At 61.9% G+C, this 14,693-nt stretch carries 13 protein-coding genes; all 13 read right to left on the minus strand.

Going from position 1 to position 14,693, the window contains the following annotated elements; all coding sequences use genetic code 11:
• Positions 1–897, minus strand: coding sequence for an antimicrobial resistance protein Mig-14 (locus GQX66_RS28395; protein ID WP_085685299.1), 897 nt, complete (start codon positions 895–897; stop codon positions 1–3).
• Positions 897–2,027 carry a glycosyltransferase gene (locus GQX66_RS28400; protein ID WP_085746467.1) on the minus strand — a complete coding sequence of 377 codons (1,131 nt, stop codon included), beginning with the start codon at positions 2,025–2,027 and terminating at the stop codon, positions 897–899. The genes GQX66_RS28395 and GQX66_RS28400 overlap by 1 nt, the downstream gene beginning before the upstream one ends.
• Positions 2,011–3,768, minus strand: a complete 1,758-nt coding sequence (locus tag GQX66_RS28405; RefSeq protein WP_007952261.1) for a carbamoyltransferase — start codon at positions 3,766–3,768, stop codon at positions 2,011–2,013. Before GQX66_RS28405 ends, GQX66_RS28400 begins: the two co-directional genes overlap by 17 nt.
• Before the next feature lie 172 nt (positions 3,769–3,940).
• On the minus strand, positions 3,941–4,276 hold the full coding sequence (locus tag GQX66_RS28410; RefSeq protein WP_085746466.1) for a YceK/YidQ family lipoprotein: 336 nt from the start codon (positions 4,274–4,276) through the stop codon (positions 3,941–3,943).
• A 159-nt stretch (positions 4,277–4,435) separates the two neighbouring features.
• Positions 4,436–5,887: a lipopolysaccharide kinase InaA family protein gene (locus GQX66_RS28415; RefSeq protein WP_240872116.1), complete on the minus strand. Its 1,452-nt coding sequence runs from the start codon at positions 5,885–5,887 to the stop codon at positions 4,436–4,438.
• Positions 5,887–6,639 carry a lipopolysaccharide kinase InaA family protein gene (locus GQX66_RS28420; protein ID WP_102686815.1) on the minus strand — a complete coding sequence of 251 codons (753 nt, stop codon included), beginning with the start codon at positions 6,637–6,639 and terminating at the stop codon, positions 5,887–5,889. Before GQX66_RS28420 ends, GQX66_RS28415 begins: the two co-directional genes overlap by 1 nt.
• Positions 6,636–7,370, minus strand: coding sequence for a lipopolysaccharide kinase InaA family protein (locus GQX66_RS28425; protein WP_085746463.1), 735 nt, complete (start codon positions 7,368–7,370; stop codon positions 6,636–6,638). Before GQX66_RS28425 ends, GQX66_RS28420 begins: the two co-directional genes overlap by 4 nt.
• Entirely contained in the window at positions 7,370–8,176 is an 807-nt protein-coding gene (rfaP, locus tag GQX66_RS28430) for a lipopolysaccharide core heptose(I) kinase RfaP (RefSeq protein ID WP_108559264.1), read from the minus strand. Before rfaP ends, GQX66_RS28425 begins: the two co-directional genes overlap by 1 nt.
• Positions 8,177–9,298 (minus strand): glycosyltransferase family 4 protein, encoded by a 1,122-nt coding sequence (locus GQX66_RS28435; protein WP_129972313.1) that lies wholly within the window; start codon positions 9,296–9,298, stop codon positions 8,177–8,179.
• Positions 9,298–10,359, minus strand: a complete 1,062-nt coding sequence (gene waaC, locus GQX66_RS28440) for a lipopolysaccharide heptosyltransferase I (RefSeq protein WP_074689605.1) — start codon at positions 10,357–10,359, stop codon at positions 9,298–9,300. The genes GQX66_RS28435 and waaC overlap by 1 nt, the downstream gene beginning before the upstream one ends.
• 1 nt (position 10,360) lies before the next feature.
• A complete protein-coding gene (gene waaF, locus GQX66_RS28445) occupies positions 10,361–11,395 on the minus strand; it encodes a lipopolysaccharide heptosyltransferase II (protein WP_240872117.1) in 1,035 nt (344 codons plus the stop codon).
• Between the two features lie 50 nt (positions 11,396–11,445).
• Positions 11,446–14,385: a bifunctional [glutamate--ammonia ligase]-adenylyl-L-tyrosine phosphorylase/[glutamate--ammonia-ligase] adenylyltransferase gene (gene glnE, locus GQX66_RS28450; protein ID WP_085746459.1), complete on the minus strand. Its 2,940-nt coding sequence runs from the start codon at positions 14,383–14,385 to the stop codon at positions 11,446–11,448.
• A complete protein-coding gene (locus tag GQX66_RS28540; RefSeq protein ID WP_255261909.1) occupies positions 14,382–14,507 on the minus strand; it encodes a hypothetical protein in 126 nt (41 codons plus the stop codon). Before GQX66_RS28540 ends, glnE begins: the two co-directional genes overlap by 4 nt.
• Positions 14,508–14,693 lie beyond the last annotated feature (186 nt).

A 14,693-nucleotide genomic window follows, 5' to 3' on the forward strand; every position in this document is an offset into this window, starting at 1 on the left:
TCATACGGTGAAGACCGGCACAGGATTGCACCAGCGATCCTTGTATTCACGGTCGGCACGACCGAAGGAAAAGCGCAGCGGCTTGTCCAGTGCCCGCGCATGCTCCCAGGCACTTTGCGTATTGAGGAAACTCAGGACGCTGCCGGGGCTGAATTCGCGGGTTTCAGGGTCGACGCCGCCGTTGATGTATTCGACGCTGATCCATTCCGGGGCTTCAACGCGATACACCAGTTGAATGGCAATCGGCGCGTCGTTGAGGAAGATCACCGAGCCGATCAACAATTCGCGCAGCAATTCGATGACTTCGGCCATGCGTGCCGCGCCAGTGGCCGGAAAACCCCAGCGACGCTGAAACAAGTCGCAGTAGATTGCTGCCAGTTCCGCACTCGAGAAGTCGCTGACCGGCCGCACCACACCGCCCGCCTCTTCCAGCAGGCGCAGTTCACGGCGCTGGTTGTAGCGAAACTTCTTCGACAGTTCTTCGGGGGTACGGGCCATGGCCAGTTGTTCGGTCTGCAACTTGAGGCCGCTGAAGCGGTTTTCGTTGAGCGCCGACAGGTAGCGTCCGCGATGGCGCAGCGGGGCCTGGGCATCGACGGCGGCCGGCAGGATCAGCTCGGCGTTGCCGAGGTCGAACAAGCCTTTCTTGCCGTTGCGCTTGAGCACGTCCTTGGACAAGGCCAGGTCGCGGCCCCAGGTCGGGATCGCGGCTTTGACGTCGCCCTGCTGCTCCCAGGCCAGATAACGCACCGGGATGCCGGCCAGATCCGCCAGACGCTCGACCACCATGGGATGAGTCGCGACGCTGCCGCCGAAACGCTGCCAGGCCTGTGCATAAGTTGAGGCGTCAACGGGCGACCAGCCACGTTCGCGCCAGCCTTGAAATCGGTTGAGCATCAGCCCCTCGGTGCCAGATCGGTAACTTGCGGCAAATGCCAGAAGGTGTCGCGTACAGCTCGGTCGGAGAAGCGCTCGCGCAGACGATCGACCATCATTTCGGCGCATTGACGACGCTGCTGCTCGTCCATGCCGGCCAGATGTTTCAGACCCTGGGCCAGATGCTCGGCGTCACCCAGCGGGAACAGAATGCCCACGCCTTCGACCACTTCCTTCGCCCCGCCACACGCCGTGGCCAGCAACGGCACGCCGGCGGCCATGGCCTCCAGCAGCACCATGCCAAACGGTTCGTGGTCGGAGCTCAAGGCAAACACATCGAATGCGCGGAAATAATTGCGCGCGTCCGGCACCTGGCCGAGGAACAACACGCGATCACCGATGCCCAGTTCACGGGCCAGTTCCTTGAGGTCTTGTTCCAGACGCCCTTTGCCGAGAATCACCAGTTGGCTGTTGGCCGGCAGACCGGGCAATGCCGCAGCAAAACCGTGCAGCAGCGTGGCCTGATCCTTGTCCGGGTGCAGACGACCGACGTTGCCGACAATGAACGCATCCGCTGACAGACCGAGGGTCTCGCGGGCTTCACGGGCCGACACCTGACTCATCTGCAACGCCGAGACATCGATGCGGTTGTAGAGGGTCTGGATGCGCGCCGCCGGCCATTTCGGCAGGCAACGGCGCATGTCGTCGCGCACTGCATCGGACACGCCGAGCAGGCTCAAACGCTTGCGGAAAATCTGCGCAAAAAGTTTGCGCGAGCCGCGTTTGTAATCGCCAAACGCGTGATGCACGCCAATCACCGGCAGCGAAGTGCCGAGCAAGGCGATGTAGATCGGCTTGAAGCGATGGGCGATGCAGAAACTGAAATTGCGTGAAGCGGCGATCTTGCGCAGATCGCCGATGGCGCCCAGCTTCAGGCCACGAATGGCCTTGGAGCTGTATTCCATGAACAACACTTCATCGGAGGCGCAGGCTGCGGCCACCTCGCTATCGGCGGCCCCGGTCAGAAAGACCGTGGTGACCCGATAACCGGTGCCCGCAAACAGGCTGGCGTATTGCCGTGCGCAGTCGAGGAACGGCCCGTCATAGCCGTGACAGAACTGCAGCACATGGCGTTCAGCCGAGCGTGTCATAAGCGTTTGCGCCTTCTTTGACCACCAGGATGTCTTCCATGATCAGGTATTGCAGATCCGAGCCGAAGAACATGTTCAGGGCGTCGGTCGGCGAGCAGATCATCGGTTCACCACGGCGGTTGAGCGAAGTGTTCAGGGAAACGCCGTTGCCGGTCAGCACTTCCAGCGCCTTCATCATGTCGTAGTAGCGCGGGTTGTATTCGCGCTTGAGCACCTGGGCCCGGGAAGTACCGTCTTCGTGGACGACTTCCGGCACGCGGGTTTTCCACTCTTCAGCCACTTCGAAGGTGAAGGTCATGAACGGCGCCGGGTGATCGATCTTGATCATCTGTGGCGCAACGGTGTCGAGCATCGACGGGCAGAAAGGCCTCCAGCGCTCGCGGAACTTGATCTGGTGGTTGATGCGGTCAGCCACGCCAGCCACGCTCGGGCAACCGATGATCGAACGACCACCCAGTGCGCGCGGACCGAACTCCATGCGGCCCTGGAACCAGGCCACCGGGTTGCCATCGACCATGATTTTGGCGATCTGCTCCGGCATGTTGTCGAGCTTGCGCCAGGTCGGCTTGTTCTCGTGACGGGCGCACGCGGCGATCACGTCTTCATTGCTGTACGACGGGCCGAGGTAGACGTGTTCCATCTTCTCGACCGGCACGCCACGGGCGTTGGACACATAGGCCGCTGCGCCGACTGCAGTGCCGGCATCGCCGGAGGCAGGCTGTACGAACAGTTCCTTGACGTCGTCGCGGGCGATGATTTTCTGGTTGAGCTTGACGTTCAACGCACAGCCGCCGGCGTAGGCCAGCTTGCCGGTTTCCTTGAGCACGTCGCCCAGGTAGTAGTCGATCATCTGCAGCGCGATTTTTTCGAACAGTGCCTGGATGCTGGCGGCGTAGTGGATGTACGGCTCGTCGGCGATGTCGCCTTCGCGCTTCGGACCCAGCCACTCGATCAGCTTCGGCGAGAAGTAGTAACCCTTGCCCTTCTCTTTATAGCGACGCAAGCCGATCACGTTGGCGTAGTCGGTGTTGATCACCAGCTCGCCGTTCTCGAACGAAGCCAGGCGCGAGAAATCGTATTTGCTGGCGTCGCCGTACGGCGCCATGCCCATGACCTTGAACTCGCCGTCCAGCATGTCGAAACCGAGGAACTCGGTGATCGCACCGTACAGGCCGCCGAGGGAGTCCGGATCGAAGAATTCCTTGATCTTGTGGATCTTGCCGTTTTCGCCGTAACCGAAGAAGGTCGTGGCGTACTCGCCCTTGCCGTCGATGCCGAGGATCGCGGTTTTCTCTTTGAAACCCGAGCAGTGATAGGCGCTGGAAGCGTGGGCCAGGTGGTGTTCAACCGGTTCGATCTTGATTTTCTTCGGATCGAAGCCCAGTTGCTCCAGGCACCAGACAATCTTGTTGCGATAGCGCTTGTAGCGACGGTTGCCCATCAGGATCGCGTCGAGTGCGCGGTCCGGGGCGTACCAGTAACGCTTGGCGTACTGCCAGCGAGCCTTGCCGAAAATGCTGATCGGGGCGAACGGAATCGCGACCACGTCAACGTCGGACGGCTTGATGCCTGCCTGCTCCAGGCAGAACTTCGCCGATTCGTAGGGCATGCGGTTCTTTGCATGTTTATCGCGTACGAAGCGCTCTTCCTCAGCCGCCGCGACCAGCTTGCCGTCGATGTACAGGGCTGCTGAAGGATCATGGCTAAGGGCGCCGGACAGGCCAAGAATCGTCAATGCCACAGGGGTCTAGCCTCTTTAGTCTGCATTCAGGCGCGATGCGCCTTGAAAAATGATGTGCCCTCGCACCGGGCGAGAGACAGCTAAAGGGCGGGATTATAGCGTAAACGTGGCGGGAATGACCCTGTGCGAATTGCCCCATGTCGTTCAACCTACTGAACCCTTGTCCATCGGCCTATCCACGGCCTGGTCGCCAATAAACACTGATATTCCCGTCCACCGTCTGGCGATAGATCGTGTACGGCAGAAAAGCCGTATCGAACACACCGGACAGGGTCAGATCGAGCAGGACAACCGGCACCAGAATGCCGGTAGGATCGGGCGGCGCGTGCAGCAGGCAGAAATCGTGGGCGAGTCCGCTGTAGATACGCGGAATCGACTGACAGTAGGTCTTCTGTTTACGCAGGCCGCGCGTGGCGTCTTCATCGTCCTGCAGCACCGTAACGGCGGTGCCGCAGCCGGACAGTGCCAGGGAAAATGCGCCGATAGTGATAGCGTTTTTGATGCTCAAGATTTGCCCTCCGGGAACGTCGGGGCAAACTAGCATCGGGGTTTTGCAAGGGGCAGTTCATGGGTTCCGGGAAGGCCGTAGGACAAGTCACAAGGATTTGTCGCCACATGCCTCACCCGGATCCAACTGCAGAAATGTCTTACGCGCTGGCGAAAACAATCACGCAGTGCCCGCTACATCTTTGGGCAACCGCTGATCAATCACCTGATACAGCGCGCTGCTCTCAGGCCAGTTGCGCATGAAGCGCGCACGATCCCGGGCATAGGCCGGAGCGAAGCTGCCCAACGAGCCGTGCTGACACATCGAATCCAGATCTATCAGCGCCCAGCGATCTTCCTGCCAGAACAGGTTATGCCCCTTGAAGTCGCCATGGCTGATGCGTTCGGCGATCAACCGCGCAAACAGCTGATCCAGCGCCTGCAACTCGCTTTCCGGCGCCGCACCGCTTTCAACGTACGGCGCAAAGCGCTCGATGATGTCCGGCCCGGCCAGATGTTCGGTGATCAGATAGGCCTTGCTGCGCAGCCAGAGAAAACGGGTTTCCAGCACCGCCAACGGTTTTGGCGTGGCGATGCCGAGGAAGGCCAGACGATTGCCTTCGCGCCAGGAATGCCAGGCGCGGCTTGGACGCCAGAAGCGCTTGAGCCAATGGGCAAAATTCTTGATGTTGTAACGCTTGATCACCAGAGGACGCCCGGCAACCTCGACTTTGCCGACACTGGCCGCGCCGCCGGTCTTGTACAGATGGCCCTGATCGAGCAAGGCATCGGCCTGCGCCAGCACCGGCAACATCGCGGGCTCTTCCTCACGACGAATCGAGCGCAGACCGAACGCGCCGCGCTTGACGCTGAACAGCGTGCACTCACGACCGACCTTGATCAGGTAATCCTTCAAGCGCCAGGCGCGCACCTTGTCGATCTGCTTTTGCAAGGCTTCCAGCGGCAGCGCGTGTTCGCTGTTGCTCAGCAGGTAATACACCAACAATTCTTCGGTGAACGGCTCGAGCGACTTGGGCAACTGGGCGAAGAACACTCCGAGGTTTTCCAACACTTTCTGCCGGGACAACGGCTGGCCGGCGTTTTCCGCACAGATACCTGCGCCATCGATCAGATACAGCTGACCGCCGTGGCGCAGCAGGTTGTCCAGGTGCAGGTCTTCCTGCCACAGGCCTTTGCCGTGCAATTGACCGATGGCGCCAAGCGCTTCGGCCAGCACCGCCGATTGTTCGTCGGCCAGCACCGGCAAGGATTCGACCTTGTTCCAGGCATCGCCGAGGCTTTCGGCGCCTTTGAGGAGCTCGAACAGCAGCCAGCCACCCTCGCCGTCCTTCAGGCCGTCGGCCAGCAACAACGGCGTGGTCATGCCCTGGGCGGCGAGCAGTTTCACGCCCTCCAGCTCACGCTGAAAATGCCGCGCTGCCTTGCTACCGACCAGCAATTTGGCCAGCACCGGACGCCCGCGCCACACACCGGCACCGACGTAACGCTGCCCCGGCAACACCCGCAGCAGACTGAGCAACTGCAAATCGGCAACGCCCGCCGCATCCGCGAGCGAAACCGTCAACGGCAGACTCGGCGTGCGCCCGGCATTTTTCAAGTCGGACAACTGCATCAGCGGGTCTCCTTGCGACTGCGCCGCGCGGTCAGCCGCGTGATCCAGCTGTCGACCAGCGAACTGTCCGTCGATTGATCGAGATACGCCGCCAGCAGCTCACGCAATTGCGCCTCGCTCCACTCCGGCGCACGGCGCAGCAGCGGTTCCAGATCCTTGACCCGGTCACGCATGCCGAACAGCAACGGGCGGGTCTTTTCCAGGTCGATCAACTGCGCCTGATAGCCATCGCTCTCGGCGCGCAGGAAAATGTGTTTTGGATAAAAGCAGCCGTGCACCTGACGCATACCGTGCAGATGACGCGCCAACAGGCCGCAAGCCTTGAGAATCGCCGACTGCTGCGCGGCATCGAGATCCGACCAGCGCTGCAACAGCGAATCGAGATCATCCCAGCCCTCCAGCGCGCGGGTCAGCAGGATCGCACGGACTTCACCGTTGACCTTGCGCTCACCGAAGAACGCCGCCTGCAACGCCGGAATGCCCAGCTTGTTGTAACGACTGATATTGCGAAATTCCCGGGCGAAGGTCGGCTCGCCGAATGGCGCGTGCAAGGTGCGAGTCAGGTAATTGCACTGGCGCTTGAGGTAATAGCCATGCCCTTCCAGCTCCAGACGAAACACGCTGCTCCAGCCGCCGCCATCGGTGTTGGGCTCATCCACGGCGTCGAGTTGCTTGGACCACAGCGCATCGAACGTGCCGAGACCGTGGCGCTCCAGCAGCGCACGATCTTCAGCGGCCAGAAAATCAGTCATTCGCGTCCCTCGAAAAATCTCACCACGTGGCGAATCCGTTGCTTGTCGGCGGCATTGAGCCGTTCACGCCGGCGATATTGCAGGTAAAAGCGCAGGCGCTGGGTGTTCGACAGGTGATACTTGGCCACCTTGTCGAGACAGGCCAGATCCTTGGTGATCCGGTACTTGAGCCAGAAGCCGCGCCAGAAATCGCCGTTCGGGCAATCGATCAGAAACAGCTGCGCCTGATCGTCGATCAGCAGGTTGCGCCACTTCAGATCGTTATGAGTGAAGCGGTGGTCGTGCATGACACGCGTGTAACCGGCCAGTTGCCGGCTGACGCCGTCGACCCAGGCACGATCCTTGAGCTTGGGATCGTTGCGCTCGGCCAGTGCCGACAGGTCTTCGGTGCGCGGCAGTTCCCGGGTAATCATCGCCCCGCGATCGTAGGCCATGCCGTTGCGCTCCAGGCCCCACGCCACCACTTCGGCGGTGGGAATGCCCCACTTGGCGAAGCGCTTGAGGTTCTGCCATTCCATCTTCACCCGGGGTTTGCCCAGATAACGCCGCAGACCCTTGCCGGCACCGCTGTAGCGCTTGACGTAATAGTTGACGCCATTGAGCTGCACGCGAATGACTTCGGACAATGGATCGCGAGTCAGGCGCTCGCCCTGAAGGGCAAATACCGCTTCGAGGCTACCGAAATGCTGCGCAAGTTCACTGTACTCAGGCTCCAGATTCCAACCCGCCATCAGAGCGCATCCCCGTAACGCTGTTTGCGCGCATAGAGTTTGTTGGCCTTGCCTTCGAGCCAGCTCAGCAACGGCGCTTCTTCGGCCAGGATCTGGCGCAGCGGTTGCTGGAAGTAGCCTTTGAGGAAACGCAGCTTGTCGCGGCGGGTCAGGCCGATATCCAGCGCGGAAAAGTACAGCGCCGCCAGATCCTTGTTGCGCCAGCGCTGGGTGATCGCCGGGCGGGTCTGGGCGCGGTGCAGATCGATCACCGAGAGTTTGAAATCCTCCGGGGTCACCGGTTTGTCGGTATGCAGCAGGAAGTGGCAGATGTAGCAGTCGCGGTGGTTGACCCCGGCGCGGTGCATCATGCCGGTCATGCGCGCGACCTCGGCGATCAGCGCCCGCTTGAGTTTCGGCTGCGGCGGTTGCTTGACCCAGTCGATGCTGAAGTCTTCGAGACTGATGGTCGGCGCCAGCTCTTCGGTGACGATGAACGAATGCTGATCCGCCGGGTTGCTGCCCTTCTCGCCGTACGCGACGGCGGTCATGGTCGGCACGCCGACTTCCTGCAGACGCTGGATTGCCTTCCATTCCTGACCCGCACCGAGCACCGGCAGCTTGGCGGTCAGCAGGTTCTTGAAGATCTCGCCCCAACCGATGCCCCGGTGGATCTTGACGAAAAAGCCATTGCCGTCGACTTCCGTGCGTAACGTCCGGCGGGCTTCCAGCTCGCGGTACACCTCGCCCTGCAAGCCCTCGACCTCGGCGAACGGATCGCGTCCGGCCCACAGGCTCTTGAACGGTTCAGCCAGCATCAACTTCATTTAAGCGTGCTCCGCCAGAATCACATCGGCCGCGTGCTGCGGCATGCTGTAGAGGTCGGCCGTCTCGGCGAAGGCCAGACCGTTGCGGCTCCAGGCCGCCCGTGCAGCGTCGTCGTTCAACATGTCAGTCAGGTATTGCGTCAGTTGCGCCTGATCGAACGGCTCGTCCAGCACTCGCCCGGCGTCGGCCTCGGCGATGTAATGGGCGTAACCGCAGACCGCGCTGACCAGCACCGGCAACCCGGCGACCAGCGCCTCAAGCAGCACCGTGCCGGTGTTTTCGTTGTACGCCGGGTGGATCAGCAGATCGGCGCCGAGCAGGAAACGCGGGATATCACTGCGCCCCTTGAGGAACGTCACGTTGTCGCCCAGGCCCAGCGTCGCACTCTGCATCTGGAACAATTTGGGGTCATCCTGGCCGATTACAAACAGCCGGGTGCGTTTCTTCAGCTCGGCGGGCAATGCGGCCAGCGCTTTCAGGCTGCGATCGACACCCTTGGTCTTGAACCCGGAACCGATCTGCACCAGCAGCAGTTCGTCGTCCTTCAGATTGAATTCGGCGCGGAAACCGGCGCGAATCTGGTCGGCATCCGCAGGACGGCGGCGATCCTGGGCGATGCCAGGCGGCAGCAGGTGGAAGCGCTCAAGTGGCGTGTCGTAATACTTGATGAACAGCGGCTGCTGCACTTCGGAAATCATCAGCACTTCGGTCTTCGCGTCTTTGGCGAACACCGCACGCTCGTATTCGGCGAAGTGGCGGTAGCGGCCCCAGCGGCGATACAGCGAATGGCGCAGGTTCTGCGCCTTGTCTTCGAAGCAGCCGTCGGCGGCGTAGTAGACGTCCAGCCCCGGCATCTTGTTGAAGCCGATCAGGCGATCCACCGGGCGCCTGGCCAGGTCCGCTTCCATCCACGCGCTGAGCTTTTCGTTGCGCCGGTGATTGAAGAACGCCTTGACCGGCGCCACCAGCACTTCGAAACCGGGCGGCACGTCGCCTTCCCAGATCAGGGTGTAGACGCGGATCTGGTGCCCGCGCTTCTGGCATTCGAGGGCGATGCGCATGAAGTCGCGCTGCAAACCGCCGAACGGAAAATATTTGTACAGGACAAAAGCCAATTGCATCAGCGCAGCTCCTCAGCCATCAACAACGTGCTCAGTCGGCTGGCAACACGCTCGGGATTCAGACGCGTGAAGCACAGGGGCCACTCGCGTTTCAGGTCAAACTGACGGGCATCCTGCGCGGTCGGTTGATAGGTACATTTCTTTTGCAGGCACGGCGCGCAAGGGAAATCGCTGCCGAGGTGAATCTGCAGCTTGCCGTAGGCGCCGGTCAGGCCCGGATTGGTCGGGCCGAACAGGGAAATCGTCGGCACATCCAGTGCCGCAGCCAGATGGCCGAGACCGGTGTCCACCGCGACGCAGGCCTGGGCGCCGGCGAGCACCTTGCCGACCCCGGCCAGGTTCAGCTTCGGCAGCACTTCGGCGTGTTTGAAACCGGCGGCGATGCGCTCGGCCCGGGCTTTCTCCAGCGGGTTGCCCCACGGCAGCTTGATCCCGACGCCGAGGTAACCGACCCGCTCGGTCAGCTCGCGCCAGTAGGCTTCCGGCCAGTGTTTGGTGTCCCAAGTGGTGCCGTGGAGGAACACCACGTAGGCATTCTTGCGCGGCAACTCGACCAGACGCTCGACATTGAGGCCGTAATCGCCCAGACCTTTGGGCAAGTCATAGCCCAAGGCGATAGCGAACAACTGGCGCACACGCTCGACAGCGTGCTGCCCACGGGCCACCGCCAGTTTGCGGTCATAAAAGCGCGCGGCGATCGGCTCGCGGGCCGAGCCCTTGTCAAGACCGGCCACCGGCGCTTTGACGTAGCGGGTCAGCCAGGCGCTTTTCAGCAGGCCTTGAGCGTCGATCACCAGGTCATATTTGTTCGCCCGAACGGATTGCTTGAAGCGTTTCCACTCGCCGCTGGTGATGGTTTTCCAGATGTTCTTGCGCCAGCGGCGGATCGCCACCGGAATCACTTTGCCTACGGCCGGGTGCCAGGTCGGAATCTCGGCGAAGCCTTCTTCCACCACCCAGTCGAACTTGATCCCGGGAATCGCCCGGGCGGCGTCGGTCAGCGCCGGCAACGCGTGAATCACGTCGCCCAGCGATGAAGTCTTGATCAGCAATACCCGCAAGTTAATGAACCTCGACCACAGAGCCCTGCAAGCGCTGCAAGGCATCGTTGACCGCGTCCGGCATCAGCTGGCGCAGGCAGTTGTAATGGCCAAAACGGCAGGTGCGGTCGAAGCAAGGGCTGCAATCGAGGCCCAGACGGACGATTTCCACGTGCTCGGCCAACGGCGGGGTGAAACCCGGCGAGGTCGAACCGTAGACCGCCACCAACGGGCGATTCAGCGCAGCGGCCACGTGCATCAGGCCGGAATCGTTGGAGACCACCGAATCGGCGCAGGACATCAGGTCGATGGCCTCGGCCAGCGAGGTGCCGCCACTGAGGTTCACGGACTCTTCACGCAGGCCCGGAATCAGCCGCGCGCGAATGTCTTCGCCGACCGCGTGATCGTTCTTCGAGCCGAACAGCCAGACCTGCCAGCCTTCGCGGATGCGCGCCTCGGCGACCTTGGCGTAATGCTCCGACGGCCAGCGTTTGGCCTCACCGAATTCGGCGCCGGGGCACAGCACCAGCACCGGGCGATCGAGGGTCAGATCGAACTTGGCCAATGCAGCCTCGCGGGTCACCGGATCGATCTGCAGACTCGGGCGCGGATAAGGTTTCGGCAGCTCGGAGTTCGGCTCGTAGGCCAGCGCCATGAAACGCTCGATCATCAGCGGATAACGTTCTTTATCCAGCGTGCGCACGTCATTGAGCAGGCCGTAGCGGAATTCGCCGCGCCAGCCGGTGCGTTTCGGGATGCCGGCGAAGAACGGCACCAGCGCCGACTTCAGCGAGTTCGGCAACAGGATCGCCTGGTCGTACTGGCCGGCCAGGGATTTGCCGATCCGCCGACGGGTCGCCAGCTCCAGCGCGCCGTGGCCGAGCGGGAAGCTCAAGGCCTTGCGCACTTCGGGCATGCGTTCGAGGATCGGCCGGCTCCACTCGGGGGCCAGCACGTCGATTTCGCACTGCGGGTGGCGCTGCTTGAGACACTGAAACAGTGTCTGCGCCATCACCATGTCACCGACCCAACTGGGCCCAACGATCAGAATATTCATGTGGTTTCCATAAACGAACCGGGGAGGCTTTACGCCTCCCCGCTCGAGAATCAGCTTAGCCCCAGCTCACGCCAGATCCGCATCACCTGCCGCCGTTCGTCTGCGAACTGATCGCCCGGTATCACCCCGGCGTCCTTCTGCAAGGCCTGCCGGTGGGCGGCGGAACGATAGGCCTTGTAGGCCTCGCGCAACAGGCTGGCGTCTTCGGCCGGCATCAGCCCTTCGTGCTCCAGCTCTTCCAGAATGCGGATATTGTCCGTCCAGCGCAGCAACGGCGGGTGGGTCTGCGACCACGCCAGAGCCGCGTATTGCACCATAAATTCAATATCGACGATACCTCCGGCGTCCTGCTTGAGGTCGAACGGCGCCGTGGCCTCGAAGGCATTCGCCCCGGTACCGGCGGCAGTGCTCTTGCTGCCGAGGTTGTCGCGCATCTTGGCGCGCATCTCGCTCACTTCCTGTTGCAGTTTCGCCAGATCCCGCACTTTGCCCAGCACTTGGGCCCGGACGTTCTCGAACGCCTGGCCGACATCCTTGCTGCCCACCAGCACCCGCGCCCGCACCAGCGCCTGATGTTCCCAGGTCCAGGCTTCATTTTCCTGATAGCGCGCAAACGCGCCGAGCGAACTGACCAGCAGCCCGGATGCTCCGGAAGGACGCAGGCGCATGTCCACTTCGTACAGCTGACCGGAGTTGGTCTGTGCCGTCAGCAAGTGAATGATCCGCTGGCCGAGCCGGGTGAAGAACTGCGTGCCATCGATGGGTTTCGGGCCATCGGTTTCGGCCTGCTGATCGCCATCGTGGATGAACACCAGATCCAGATCCGAACCATGCCCCAACTCGATCCCGCCGACTTTCCCGTAACCGACAATGATGAAGCCGGGATCGCACAGCGTGCCATCGGTGCGCAGCGGCGTGCCGTACTTGGCCACGGTCTGGCGCCAGGCCAGGGCCAGCACTTGCTCAAGAATCGCTTCGGCCAGCCAGGTCAGGTAATCGCTGACTTTCATCAACGGCAGGCTGCCGGCGATTTCCGAGGCGGCAACACGCAAGCGGTGCGCCAGTTTGAAATGGCGCAGCGCTTCCATCTGTTGTTCGAGGTCGTCTTCCGGGATCCGCGTCAGGCGCTCGCGCAACTCGGCGGCCAGTTCCGGCGCCAGCGGCGGCTTGAACAGCCGGCCTTCGTTGAGCAATTCATCAAGCAGCAACGGGAAGCGGGTGATCTGCTCGGCGATCCACGGACTGGCGGCGCACAGCGTCAGCAAACGCCGCAGCGCGCCGGGGTTTTCCGTCAGCAGCACCAAATAAGCCGAGCGCCGGGCTACCGCTTCGACCAGCGGCAACACCCGCTCGAGCACCAGATCGGGATTTTCATGCTCCACCGCCTGGGCGAGCAGGCGCGGAATAAAGGCATCGAGACGTTCGCGGCCCAGACGCTGCATCGCCCGCAACTGCGGACTGGCGCGCAAGCTCGCCAGTGCCTTCAGGGCCTTGGTCGCGTCGGCGAAACCGCCCTCCTCCAGCTGGCGACAGGCCGCTTCTTCGTCTTGAGCCTCTTCCCACAGCGGCAGCCATTCACCGCCGACCACCACTTCGCTCTCAACGCCTTCGTCCTCATCGGGATCGGCGATCACTTGCGCAAAGTGCCAAGCCACCCGGCCGCGCCAGAACATCAGCTTCTCGTGGAACGCTTCCCAGTCGGCGAAACCGAGCATGAACGCGATTCGCGCCTGATCCTGAGCGCTGTCCGGCAGCATCTGGGTCTGACGGTCAGCAATCGCCTGGATCGCGTGTTCGGTGTAACGCAGGAATTCGTAACCTTCGCGCAGTTCGCTGATCACCGCTGGCGGCAGATAGCCCTGCCCTTCAAGCGTGCTCAACACCTTTAATAGAGGGCGCTGCTGCAGACTCAGGTCGCGGCCGCCGTGAATCAGTTGAAAGGCCTGGGCGATGAACTCGACTTCGCGGATACCGCCGGAGCCCAGCTTGATGTTGTCGGCCATGCCCTTGCGCCGCACTTCCTGCTGGATCAGTTGCTTCATGGTGCGCAGCGCTTCGATCGCCGAGAAGTCCAGATAGCGCCGGTAAACGAACGGTCGCAGCATTTCCTGCAACTGCTCGCCCGCCACCTGATCGCCGGCCACCACTCGCGACTTGATCATCGCGTAGCGTTCCCAGTCGCGGCCCTGATCCTGGTAATACTGCTCCAGCGCATTGAAGCTCAGCACCAGCGCGCCGGACGAGCCGTACGGGCGCAGGCGCATGTCGACGCGGAATACAAAACCGTCGACGGTGATCGGGTCGAGTGCCTTGATCAGACGCTGGCCGAGGCGGATGAAAAATTCCTGGTTGTCCAGCGGGCGCTTCACGCCGACGGTTTCGCCGCCCTCGGGGTAAGCGAAGATCAGGTCGATGTCCGAAGACAGGTTCAGCTCGACCGCGCCGAGCTTGCCCATGCCGAGGATGACCATCTGCTGCGGTTCGCCGCTGCGCCGGCCGGTCGGTGTGCCGAACTGGTCGCAATGGCGGCGGTACAACCATTGATAGGCCTGATCGATGCTGGCGTCGGCCATGTCCGAGAGATCGCGGCAGGTCTGCACCAGATCGGCCTGGCGGTTGAGGTCGCGCCAGATGATCCGCACCTGATGCCGGGTGCGCTGGCGACGCAGGGCTCGGCCCAGTTCATCTTCGGTCTGGGCGAGGCTGACGGCGGCGGCGATCTGCGCGCACAACTCACCTTTGGCGAACGGCCGGTCCAGCTCACCGGACTGCACCAGCGACAACAACATCAAAGGGTCACGAACGCTCTGTTCAATGACGAAATCGCTGGCGGCGCTGACGCGGGCGAACTGCGCCCAGCGTTCCGGCGTCCAGGTGGAGAAGCCAAGATCATCTTCAAGTCCGGCGACGGCCGCACGGAACGACTGCTCCGATCGGCTGACCAACGGCAGGAGAATGGCGGGCAGTTCGGCAAGCGCGGGCAGGGTCATGGTCTATCCTTGATCGGCGTGTAAATGGCCGCTTGTAGTGATGATTGAAAAACCGCTACGCGAAGGACTGTCGAACAAAAGTGAGAAATAGCTGAAATTTCTTTTTCTTTGGCAGCCAGCATCAAACTTTCACCTTTTTCGGATGGCTAAAGACCAACCTTAACGATTATTCTCACAACGCAGCCGGAGGCCACAAGCCTTTCATCTGTAGTTTTACTACTCGTCTATACATTCGAAAGGCTGAAATGCCGGATGATTTGTAGTAAAACTACACGCCGCCGGAACAACCTGTCGGCAATCCAAGAATT

This window comes from Pseudomonas sp. B707 (genome assembly GCF_022496685.1).
GTDB lineage: Bacteria > Pseudomonadota > Gammaproteobacteria > Pseudomonadales > Pseudomonadaceae > Aquipseudomonas > Aquipseudomonas paraglycinae.

Bases quoted from the DNA above. Each gene is read 5' to 3' on its own strand.
- rfaP (WP_108559264.1), bottom strand. From the start codon at position 8,176: ATGAAGTTGATGCTGGCTGAACCGTTCAAGAGCCTGTGGGCCGGACGC.
- GQX66_RS28425 (WP_085746463.1), bottom strand. From the start codon at position 7,370: ATGGCGGGTTGGAATCTGGAGCCTGAGTACAGTGAACTTGCGCAGCAT.
- GQX66_RS28435 (WP_129972313.1), bottom strand. From the start codon at position 9,298: ATGCAATTGGCTTTTGTCCTGTACAAATATTTTCCGTTCGGCGGTTTG.
- GQX66_RS28395 (WP_085685299.1), bottom strand. From the start codon at position 897: ATGCTCAACCGATTTCAAGGCTGGCGCGAACGTGGCTGGTCGCCCGTT.
- GQX66_RS28415 (WP_240872116.1), bottom strand. From the start codon at position 5,887: ATGCAGTTGTCCGACTTGAAAAATGCCGGGCGCACGCCGAGTCTGCCG.
- GQX66_RS28540 (WP_255261909.1), bottom strand. From the start codon at position 14,507: ATGCTGGCTGCCAAAGAAAAAGAAATTTCAGCTATTTCTCACTTTTGT.
- GQX66_RS28400 (WP_085746467.1), bottom strand. From the start codon at position 2,027: ATGACACGCTCGGCTGAACGCCATGTGCTGCAGTTCTGTCACGGCTAT.
- glnE (WP_085746459.1), bottom strand. From the start codon at position 14,385: ATGACCCTGCCCGCGCTTGCCGAACTGCCCGCCATTCTCCTGCCGTTG.
- waaF (WP_240872117.1), bottom strand. From the start codon at position 11,395: ATGAATATTCTGATCGTTGGGCCCAGTTGGGTCGGTGACATGGTGATG.
- GQX66_RS28420 (WP_102686815.1), bottom strand. From the start codon at position 6,639: ATGACTGATTTTCTGGCCGCTGAAGATCGTGCGCTGCTGGAGCGCCAC.